The sequence below is a fragment of the Streptomyces sp. SID5785 genome (genome assembly GCF_009870065.1).
In the GTDB taxonomy this organism is placed as follows: domain Bacteria; phylum Actinomycetota; class Actinomycetes; order Streptomycetales; family Streptomycetaceae; genus Streptomyces.
In genome coordinates, this window is record NZ_WWIA01000810.1 from 1 (window position 1) to 9374 (window position 9374).

The window sequence follows — 9374 nt, forward strand, 5'->3', positions numbered from 1 at the left end:
GGCCGCGCCCTGGCCCTCGTGGGTGCCGTACGCGTCGAACGCGCCCGGGTCGGCGCGCAGCAGGTCGCGCTGCCGCAGCAGGGCTCCGGCCTGGGCGAAGCGCAGCGGCAGGCCCTCGGACTCGAACCACAGGTCGCCGGCCCACTGCGCTTCCTCGTCGGTGAGGACGCGGCCGACGGCGCGCTCCAGGAGCTCGAGGCCGGCGCCGCGGCCGAGGCCTTCGAGGAAGACCTCCTCGACGTGCGCGTCGGAGGACGGCGCGGCGACGTCGGGGGTGGTGGCGAGCAGGAAGGCGCACTCGGGCGTGGCGTCGAGGAGTTCGTCGAGGGCCGCGCCGCCGAACTCGAGGTCGTCCAGGAGGACGACGGCGCCTATGTCGTGGACGAGTTCCAGCAGGAGCGCGCGGTCGGGGCGGTGCAGCGGTGCGTTGTGGACCGCGGTGAAGAGGTCGTGGAGGACGTCGCCGGCCGAGCGGTGGTGGCCGGACAGCCGGATCACGCCGTCGGGCGCGATGTCGGCGCAGTCCTCGGCGATCTGGTCGAGCAGCGCGGTGCGGCCCGATCCGGACGGGCCGGTCAGGCGCACGGAGCGGCCGCGGGCCAGGAGCCGGACGAGCCGCTCGCGGACCTCCTGGCGCTCCAGGAGCGGCAGCCGGGGCAGTGCGGGCCCGGGCGGCAGCGGTGGCCGCGCCGCGCGGGCCAGGGCGGCGCGCTCGGTGGCGTCGTACTTGACGGGCCGGCCCGGCCGTTCGCCGGGCGGGCAGGGTTCGATCTCGCTGCCGTCGACGGGATTGACGGTCAGCAGGAAGTCCCCGGCGACCAGCTGCACGGTGCGGGCGAGCGCGGGTGCGGGCTGGCCGAAGTCGGGCGTGATCGGGTCGCGCGGGCGCGGTCGGCCCCCGCGGCCGGGCGTGTCGTGCTCGCGCCGGTCCTGGCTGAAATCTTCCGGTCCCCGGTTCATCGGGTCCATGGTCAAAGCCCCCCAAAAGCGTGGTGTGCCGCTGCCCCTCCCGGCCTGTGCACACTGCGCTGTCGCTTCTGGTCCGGTGCCCGCGCGGCGGGTGGTGATACCGCGGGCGACCGAACCCTAGACCTTGGCACAGTATCTACGAACGGGCGGGGTGCCACCCGGCCCGAGACGTCACAGTCTCGTGAGGATTGTGCGTGCTTCCCACAGGAATGGACGATTCATGCCCGGGTCGCCCCGGCCCCGCGGTGCGCTCAGACGCGCGGCAGCGACTCGACGCCGATGCCGCCCTCGATCGCGAGGATCCGGTGCAGCCGGGTCGCGACCAGCAGGCGCTGCATCTGCGGCGGCACGCCCCGCAGCACGAGCCGCCGGCCGCAGCGGCCGGCGCGGCGGTGGGCGCCCATGATGACGCCGAGACCGGTCGCGTCCCACGAGTCCAGTTCGGACAGATCGAGCACCAGATCACCGATGCCGTCGTCGACGGCGTTGTGCAGGACCGTACGGGCGTCCGCCGCGCTGCGGACGTCGAGGCGCCCCCCGACGACCAGCCCGGCGTGGTCGCCCCTGATGTGCATATGTGCTCCCCCTGGTCCGAGAGGTGTCCGTGTGATCTGGGTATGTCACTGCAACTGACTGGCCCGGAGGGTCAGAAGTTGCCGTCCGTAAGCGAACCGATACCGAAATCACCCCGAGGGGTGACACGGAGTCAGGCCCGCCTTCGATCGTGCGTTCAGCCGTGCTCGTAGAAGCCCTGCCCGCTCTTGCGCCCGATGTCACCCGCGTCCACCATCCGGCGCATCAGCTCCGGCGGGGCGAACTTCTCGTCCTGCGACTCGGTGTAGATGTTCTCGGTGGCGTGCAGCAGGATGTCGACGCCCGTCAGATCGGCCGTGGCGAGCGGTCCCATGGCGTGCCCGAAGCCCAGCTTGCAGGCGATGTCGATGTCCTCGGCGGTGGCGACGCCCGACTCGTAGAGCTTCGCGGCCTCGACGACGAGGGCGGAGATCAGACGGGTCGTCACGAAGCCGGCCACGTCACGGTTGACGACGATGCAGGTCTTGCCGACGGACTCGGCGAAGGCGCGGGTGCGCGCCAGCGTCTCGTCGCTCGTCTTGTAGCCGCGCACCAGCTCGCACAGCTGCATCATCGGGACGGGCGAGAAGAAGTGGGCACCGACGACCCGCTCGGGACGCCCGGTGACCGCCGCGATCTTGGTGATCGGGATGGCGGAGGTGTTGGACGCGAGCACCGTGTCGTCCCGCACGATCTTGTCGAGCGTGCGGAAGATCTCGTGCTTGACCTCGAGCTTCTCGAAGACGGCCTCGACGACGATGTCGGCGTCGGCGACCGCGTCCAGGTCGGTCGTCGTGGTGATGCGCCCGAGCGCCGCCTCGGCGTCCTCGGCGGTGAGCCTGCCCTTGCTCACGAACTTGCCGTAGGACGCCTCGATGCCGCCGGTGCCGCGGGCGAGGGCTTCGTCGGTGACGTCGCGCAGAACGACGTCCCAGCCCGCCTGGGCGGATACCTGGGCGATGCCGGACCCCATGAGACCGGCTCCGATGACGGCGAGCTTCCCTGCCACGTGCGACTCCCCTTACCGCGGACGACCCGCGAAAGCGCCGGAGCGCCGACGGGGCCGGCGCCTACCGCTTCACCACTGTTCACATTGCTCTTTTGCGGACCCTAGCGTCCGTGAGTGGCCGTGTGACCACTAAGAGATGCGCGTCACGTCTCGAATGACGGACATCACACCGGGACGGCCCATCAGGCGCCGCGCACGGCGTAGTTGAGCACCTTGGCGCTCAGCAGATCCTCGATGTCGTCGAGCACGTCGAGCATGTCGCGGGACACCTCGGCGGGCCGGCCGCCCGCGAGCATGCGGCGGCCGATCTCGCCCATGACGGTCTGGTGCACCCAGTTGATCTGGCCGGCGACGAGGGTGGGGCGCGGGTCGAGCGGGTCGGCGCCGACCTCTTCGCGCAGCGTGGCCTCGATGTTCTCCAGGACCTCCTGGCCCAGGCGCCACATGCGCGACCTGAGCGTCGGGGCGTCGTGCAGGACCCGCATGAAGCGGCTGTAGCCGTCCATCAGGCCGACCCGCGGGGACACCGACTCGACCTCGTCGCGCAGTTCGCGCAGGACGGCGCGGGCGGCGGACTCCCCCACGTCGCGGCCGCGCACCCAGCGCGACATCCGGTCGACGACGCCGGCGCTGCGGTCGAGGAAGAGATCCTCCTTGGCCGGGAAGTAGTTGTAGACCGTGTTCACGGAGACGTCGGCGGCGTCGGCGATCTCCGCGATGGTCACCGCGTCGAACCCGTGATCCAGGAACAGGCCCGTCGCCACGTCCGAGATGTGCTGCCTGGTCTGGCGCTTCTTCCGCTCCCTGAGCCCTTCTGCCATGCCCCGACCCTAGAGCCTGTCCGCGCCCCGGCCATCCTGGGTTCATTGGAATTTTGGTGTCATTGCAAAATTGCAGCGCTTCTGCTTTTCTGAGGTCATGGCAGTCATCAGCACGTCCGGGCTGGCCCGGACCTTCTCCACCCGCCAGGGGCCCGTCGAGGCGGTGCGCGGCATCGACCTGCGCGTCGACCCCGGCGAGATCCTCGGCTTCCTCGGTCCCAACGGGGCGGGCAAGACCACGACCCTGCGCATGCTCACCACGCTCCTCGCGCCCACCGGCGGCGCCGCCACCGTCGCCGGCTGCGACCTCGTGGCCGACCCCGCGGGGGTGCGCCGCGCGGTCGGCTACGTGGCCCAGTCCGGCGGCGTCGACCCGCACGTGTCGGTGCGCGAGGAGCTGGTCACCCAGGGCCGGCTCTACCGGCTGACGCGGGCTCAGGCGGTCGCACGCGCCGACGAGCTCGCCGCCGACCTCGGCCTCGACGCCGTCATGGACCGGCGCACGGCCGCGCTGTCGGGCGGGCAGCGGCGGCGTCTGGACATCGCGATGGGGCTGGCGCACCGGCCCGCGGTCCTCTTCCTCGACGAGCCGACGACCGGCCTCGACCCGGCCAGCCGCGCCGGGCTGTGGGACCTGGTGCGCCGGCTGCGCGACGAGCACGGCACCACGGTGTTCCTGACCACGCACTACCTCGACGAGGCGGACGCGCTCGCGGACCGGATCGTGGTGGTGGACCGCGGGGTCGTGGCCGCCGACGGCACCCCGGAGGCGCTCAAGCAGGCCCACGGCGGCTCGGCGCAGGCGACACTCCAGGACACGTTCCTGGCCATCACCGGGCGCGGCCCCGCACCGGTGGACTCGACCCCGGTGGCGGTGTGACGACGATGACGACGACGACGACGCCCTCGCGGCAGGTGCCGACCGGACCGGCCGGGACCGCGCGCGGCACCCTGCTCTCCGACACCGCGCTGATCTTCGGCCGGTACGCCCGGCAGACGCTGTCCTCCCGGTTCCAGATGCTCTTCGGCGTCCTCATGCCACTGCTCTACCTGGTCTTCTTCGGGCCGCTTCTCGACGGGCTGCCGCTCGGGACCGCGGGAAGCTCCTGGCAGGTCCTGGTGCCGGGGCTGCTGCTCCAACTCGGCCTGTTCGGCGCCTCGTTCTGCGGGTTCGCGATCATCCTGGAGAAGAACAGCGGCGTCGTGGAGCGGATGCGCGTCACCCCGGTGAGCCGGCTGGCGCTGCTGCTCGGCCGGGTGCTGCGGGACACGGCCCTGTTCCTGTTCCAGGCCGTGCTGCTCGTCCTCGCCGCGCTGGTGCTCGGTCTGCGCGCCCCGCTCGCGGGCGTCCTGATCGGGTTCGGGTTCGTGGCGCTGGTGGTCGTGTCCCTCGCCTCGCTGTCGTACGCGCTCGCGATGCGGGTCCGCTCCCCGCAGGAGTTCGGTCCCGTCATCAACGCGGTGAGCATGCCCTCGATGCTGCTGTCCGGCCTGATGCTGCCGATGGCGCTCGCGCCGGGCTGGCTGGACGTCCTGTCGCACGTGATGCCGCTGCGCTACCTGGTGGACGCGATGCGGGACGCGTACGTGGGCTCGTACGCGACGGCGCACATGCTGTACGGGGCTCTGGTCGCGCTCGCGTTCGCGGGACTCGCCGTGACGGTGGGCACACGTGTCTTCCGGCGGGCCGGTGCCTGACCAGGCCCTGTCTTAGGCTGGCCGCATGGTCAATCTGACGCGCATCTACACCCGTACCGGCGACCAGGGCACCACGGCCCTCGGTGACATGAGCCGCACCGCCAAGACCGATCTGCGGATCTCGGCCTACGCCGACGCCAACGAGGCGAACGCGGTCCTCGGCACGGCGATCGCCCTGGGCGGGCTCGACGACGAGGTCGTCACGGTGCTCACGCGCGTGCAGAACGACCTGTTCGACGTGGGCGCCGACCTGTCGACGCCCGTCGTCGAGGACCCCGCGTACCCGCCGCTGCGCGTCGAGCAGTTCTACGTGGACCGGCTGGAGGCGGACTGCGACCGCTTCAACGGGGAGCTGGAGAAGCTGCGCTCGTTCATCCTGCCGGGCGGCACCCCGGGCGCGGCCCTGCTGCACCAGGCCTGCACGGTCGTGCGCCGCGCGGAGCGGTCGACGTGGGCCGCGCTCGAGGTGCACGGCGAGACGATGAACCCGCTCACGGCGACGTACCTGAACCGCCTGTCCGACCTCCTGTTCATCCTGGCCCGCACGGCGAACAAGGCGGCCGGTGACGTGCTCTGGGTGCCCGGCGGGGAGCGGTAGCACGCGCTCAGCCCCTGCCGGCCGGCACCGCGGGGGCCTTCTTCGGGAACAGCGTGTAGCTGACCGCGATGACCAGGTTGATGCCGATGACGACGAGCATCCGCTGCTGCCAGGCGTGCAGCGAGCCCACGTCGCCGTCGCCGCCCACGTACCAGGCGGCGCCCTGGAGCAGACCGATGGCGATGAGCGAGGCCAGGGTCCACCGTCCGGCGATCTTCCACTCGTGGACGGCGCGCGCGGCGCCGTACTTCGGGGTGTGCGGCGGCGGGCCGCCCGCGAAGCGGTGGGCGACACGGACGTCGACCCACGTGATCGTGTAGTGGCCGAGGGCGATCGAGTACCCGATGTAGGCGGCGGCCAGGCCGTGCTTCCAGTCCGGCTCGGCGCCGTTCTTGAGGTCGATCACGGTGACGACGAAGAGCACCGCTTCGAGGAGCGGCTCGCACAGCAGGACCGCGACGCTCGCCCGGGGCATCTTCGCGCCGTAGCGCAGGGCGAGGCCCGCCGCGAGCAGCACCCAGAAGGCGACCTCGCAGATGACGATCAGTACGGCGACCATGGTGGACGTCCCTTCCGTGGGCAGGCTCCCCTCCAGGGTCCGGGCCGCCCGGCCGCCTCGCGTCGTCGCCCGTGACGAGACGCCACTGCATCCTTCGATGTAGCCGGGCCGCGTCCGCCTTCGTCCCGCGGCACCATGCCGGGCCCGCCGCGGGCGTGTTGGATGGGTGCATGCGCCCCGCACTCCCCCGCCCGCACCGCGACGACGTCCGGATCGCCGTCGGCGGGCTGCTGGGTGGTCTGGTCCTGTGGGGCATCGGGCTCGGCATGAACACGGGCCGGCTGTTCGACGGGCCCTGGCTGCTCGTGCCGCTGGCGGCGATGTCCGCGCTGGAGCTGCTGCGCCGCACCCGGCCGCGGCTCGCCGTGACGCTCGGCACCGTCACGGTGGTCGCCGACCAGTTCACGCAGGGCAGCCTCGCGACGGTGCTGATGTTCACGGACCTCATGTACGCGGGCGCGCTGTACGGGCCGCCCGTCATGGCGCGCCGGCTGCCGGTGGTGACGGGCCTGCTCACGGTCGGCGCGACGCTGGGCTTCCTGGCCTGGTGGCGGCAGCCGGAGGCGGTCCTGGTCGGCGTCGCGACCGGCCTCGTCTCGTTCGGGCCCGCGGCCACCGGCCTGCTGGTGCGCCAGCACCGGGACCGGGCGGCCTCCGAGCGGCTGCGCGCCGAGCAGACCGCGCTGCTCGCCGAGGTGGACCGGGCGCAGGCGGTGACCGCGGAGCGCGCCCGGATGGCCCGCGAGCTGCACGACATGGTGGCGAACCACCTGTCGGCCATCGCGATCCACTCCACGGCCGCGCTGTCCATCGACGACCCGGCGACCACCCGCGGCGCCCTGGAGACGATCCGGGAGAACAGCGTCGACGGGCTGGCCGAGATGCGCCGCCTGATCGGCATCCTGCGGGACGCCGGTGACGACACCGAGCCCGCCGCCGCCCCCACGCTCGACGGCCTCGGCGCGCTCGCCGAGCAGTCCCGGGCCAACGGACTGGACGTCGCGGTGCGCGTGACGGGCCCGCTGGACGGGCTCCCGGCGCCGGTGGAGCTGGCCGCGTACCGCATCGTGCAGGAGTCGCTCACCAACGCCCTCAAGCACGCCTCCCCCGGCCGCGTCACCGTCGAGCTGGAGCGCACGGACGCCCGCGTCGAGGTGCGGGTCACGAGCCCCTACGGGGACCGGGACGGCCCGCGGGCGCCCGGCTCCGGGGCGGGGCTGGTCGGCATGCGGGAGCGCACCGGGCTGCTCGACGGCAGCTCGAGGCGGGGCCGTGCGCGGCCGGGCCCGGGGCGGGCGCCGACGCCAAGGTCTGGCGGGTGCGTGCCGTGCTGCCCCTGACCCGTCCCGCCCCGGAAGGAGACCCCGCGTGACCCACCAGCCCGAGCGGCAGCGGGAGCCGCAGGAGCCGATCCGTGTGCTCGTCGCCGAGGACCAGTCCGCCGTACGGGCCGGGCTCGTCCTGATCCTGAACAGCGCGCCGGACATCGAGGTGGCCGGTGAGGCCGAGGACGGTGAGCGGGCGGTGGCGCTGGCCCGGGAGCTGCGGCCCGACCTGGTCCTGATGGACGTCCAGATGCCGCGCCTCGACGGGGTTTCGGCCACCCGTACGGTGGTCGGCGAGGGGCTCGCGGACGTGCTCGTGCTGACCACCTTCGACCTGGACGCCTACGTGTTCGGGGCGCTGCGCGCGGGAGCCTGTGGGTTCCTGCTGAAGAACACGGACGCGAAGGACCTGATCGCGGCGGTGCGCACGGTGGCCCGCGGCGAGGGGCTGATCGCGCCCGCGGTGACCCGACGGCTCATCGCCGAGTTCGCGGCGGGTTCCGCACGGGCCGAACGGCCGTCCCCGCCGCCGGAGTTGGCGGAGCTGACGCGGCGCGAGCGCGAGGTGCTCTCCTGCCTCGGCGAGGGCCTGTCGAACGCGGAGATCGCCCGGCGCCTCGACATGGCGGAGGCGACGGTGAAGACGCACGTCAGCCGCCTTCTCGGGAAGCTGTCCCTGCGCAGCCGGGTGCAAGCCGCGGTCCTGGCGCAGGAGTGGGGGATCTGAGGGCGGAGGGCCGCCGCGCGCAGATTGGCCGAAATCCTCAATTGGTTTAGACCTTGACCGCTGGTCCAGACCTTTCTATTCTCACCGCACTGCGTTGAGCACACCCCCCACCTCGGTGCTCAAGGGCGTCGCAGGGTTCCACCCCCAGCACGGACCCCGAGCACCCGAGGAGCACCCGATGCGCTCGACCGACGTACCCAGACCAGAACCCAGACCCGTAGCCGCCCGCGGACGGCGCCGGCACCGCGCCACCGCCGCACTCGCCACCCTCGTCCTGCCCGCGGCGGCCCTCGTCGGCCTCGCGACCCCGTCCCACGCGGCCGCCCAGGCCTCCGCGGTCACGGCGACCTTCGCCAAGACCCAGGACTGGGGCAGCGGCTTCGAGGGCAAGTGGACCATCAAGAACTCCGGCACCACGGCCCTCAGTTCATGGACCGTCGAGTGGGACTACCCCTCCGGCACCAAGGTCACCTCGGCCTGGGACGCCACCGTCACCAACTCCGCCGACCACTGGACCGCCAAGAACCTCGGCTGGAACGGGACGCTCGCCCCCGGCGCCTCGGTCTCCTTCGGCTTCAACGGCACCGGCCCCGGCGCCCCCGGCGGCTGCAAGATCAACGGCGGCTCCTGCGACGGCGGCGACGTCCCCGGCGACGCGGCCCCCTCCGCCCCGGGCACCCCGACCGCCTCCGGCATCACCGACACCTCGGTCAAGCTCTCCTGGCCCGCGGCCACCGACGACCACGGCGTCAAGAACTACGACGTCCTGCGCGACGGCACCAAGGTCGCCACCGTCACCGGCACCACGTACTCCGACACCGGCCTCACCGCGGGCACCGACTACTCGTACACGGTGCAGGCCCGCGACACCGCCGACCAGACGGGACCGGTCTCCAGCGCGGTCAAGGTCCACACGACCGGCGGCGGCACCGACCCGGACCCCGGCACCGGGGACGCCGTCAAGCTCGGCTACTTCACCGACTGGGGCGTCTACGGCCGCCAGTACTACCCGAAGAACCTGGAGACCTCCGGCTCCGCCGCGAAGATCACCCACATCAACTACGCCTTCGGCAACGTCCAGGGCGGCAAGTGCAC

General features: G+C 72.6%; 10 protein-coding genes and 1 pseudogene. 6 read left to right on the forward strand and 5 right to left on the reverse strand.

Annotated elements, in window-relative coordinates:
• From GTW43_RS26415 to GTW43_RS26430, 4 genes and pseudogenes are all read right to left on the reverse strand, one after another.
• Window positions 1-969, reverse strand: a pseudogene (locus GTW43_RS26415) (ATP-binding protein); the annotation flags it as partial.
• 251 nt (window positions 970-1220) lie between these two features.
• A complete protein-coding gene (locus tag GTW43_RS26420; RefSeq protein ID WP_161304475.1) occupies window positions 1221-1544 on the reverse strand; it encodes an STAS domain-containing protein in 324 nt (107 codons plus the stop codon).
• A gap of 155 nt (window positions 1545-1699) precedes the next feature.
• Window positions 1700-2551 (reverse strand): 3-hydroxyacyl-CoA dehydrogenase family protein, encoded by an 852-nt coding sequence (locus GTW43_RS26425; protein WP_161304476.1) that lies wholly within the window; start codon window positions 2549-2551, stop codon window positions 1700-1702.
• A 182-nt stretch (window positions 2552-2733) separates the two neighbouring features.
• Window positions 2734-3372 (reverse strand): TetR/AcrR family transcriptional regulator, encoded by a 639-nt coding sequence (locus GTW43_RS26430; RefSeq protein ID WP_161304477.1) that lies wholly within the window; start codon window positions 3370-3372, stop codon window positions 2734-2736.
• Between the two features lie 97 nt (window positions 3373-3469).
• Here GTW43_RS26430 and GTW43_RS26435 point away from each other — a divergent pair, with 97 nt between their 5' ends.
• Genes GTW43_RS26435 through GTW43_RS26445 form a run of 3 tightly spaced genes read left to right on the forward strand, consistent with a single transcriptional unit; the run spans window position 3470 to window position 5668 of the window.
• Window positions 3470-4252 (forward strand): ATP-binding cassette domain-containing protein, encoded by a 783-nt coding sequence (locus GTW43_RS26435; RefSeq protein WP_161304478.1) that lies wholly within the window; start codon window positions 3470-3472, stop codon window positions 4250-4252.
• Between the two features lie 5 nt (window positions 4253-4257).
• Window positions 4258-5070, forward strand: coding sequence for an ABC transporter permease (locus tag GTW43_RS26440; RefSeq protein ID WP_161304479.1), 813 nt, complete (start codon window positions 4258-4260; stop codon window positions 5068-5070).
• A 25-nt stretch (window positions 5071-5095) separates the two neighbouring features.
• Window positions 5096-5668 (forward strand): cob(I)yrinic acid a,c-diamide adenosyltransferase, encoded by a 573-nt coding sequence (locus tag GTW43_RS26445; RefSeq protein ID WP_161304480.1) that lies wholly within the window; start codon window positions 5096-5098, stop codon window positions 5666-5668.
• Between the two features lie 7 nt (window positions 5669-5675).
• Here GTW43_RS26445 and GTW43_RS26450 read toward each other — a convergent pair whose 3' ends face one another.
• Entirely contained in the window at window positions 5676-6227 is a 552-nt protein-coding gene (locus GTW43_RS26450; RefSeq protein WP_161304481.1) for a hypothetical protein, read from the reverse strand.
• 170 nt (window positions 6228-6397) lie between these two features.
• On the opposite strand from GTW43_RS26450, the gene GTW43_RS26455 reads away from it, so the two are divergent.
• The 3 genes from GTW43_RS26455 to GTW43_RS26465 form a co-directional block, all read left to right on the forward strand.
• Window positions 6398-7567, forward strand: coding sequence for a histidine kinase (locus GTW43_RS26455; protein WP_343246121.1), 1170 nt, complete (start codon window positions 6398-6400; stop codon window positions 7565-7567).
• A 28-nt stretch (window positions 7568-7595) separates the two neighbouring features.
• The gene (locus GTW43_RS26460; protein WP_343246122.1) at window positions 7596-8279 is read left to right on the forward strand and encodes a response regulator transcription factor; all 684 of its coding nucleotides are present in this window, start codon (window positions 7596-7598) and stop codon (window positions 8277-8279) included.
• 178 nt (window positions 8280-8457) lie between these two features.
• On the forward strand, window positions 8458-9374 hold a 917-nt coding region (locus tag GTW43_RS26465), incomplete at its 3' end, for a cellulose binding domain-containing protein (protein WP_202501954.1).

Excerpts from the sequence above, each read along its gene's own strand:
- GTW43_RS26455 (WP_343246121.1), top strand. The coding sequence starts at position 6,398 with ATGCGCCCCGCACTCCCCCGCCCGCACCGCGACGACGTCCGGATCGCC.
- GTW43_RS26440 (WP_161304479.1), top strand. The coding sequence starts at position 4,258 with ATGACGACGACGACGACGCCCTCGCGGCAGGTGCCGACCGGACCGGCC.
- GTW43_RS26445 (WP_161304480.1), top strand. The coding sequence starts at position 5,096 with ATGGTCAATCTGACGCGCATCTACACCCGTACCGGCGACCAGGGCACC.
- GTW43_RS26435 (WP_161304478.1), top strand. The coding sequence starts at position 3,470 with ATGGCAGTCATCAGCACGTCCGGGCTGGCCCGGACCTTCTCCACCCGC.
- GTW43_RS26430 (WP_161304477.1), bottom strand. The coding sequence starts at position 3,372 with ATGGCAGAAGGGCTCAGGGAGCGGAAGAAGCGCCAGACCAGGCAGCAC.
- GTW43_RS26450 (WP_161304481.1), bottom strand. The coding sequence starts at position 6,227 with ATGGTCGCCGTACTGATCGTCATCTGCGAGGTCGCCTTCTGGGTGCTG.
- GTW43_RS26420 (WP_161304475.1), bottom strand. The coding sequence starts at position 1,544 with ATGCACATCAGGGGCGACCACGCCGGGCTGGTCGTCGGGGGGCGCCTC.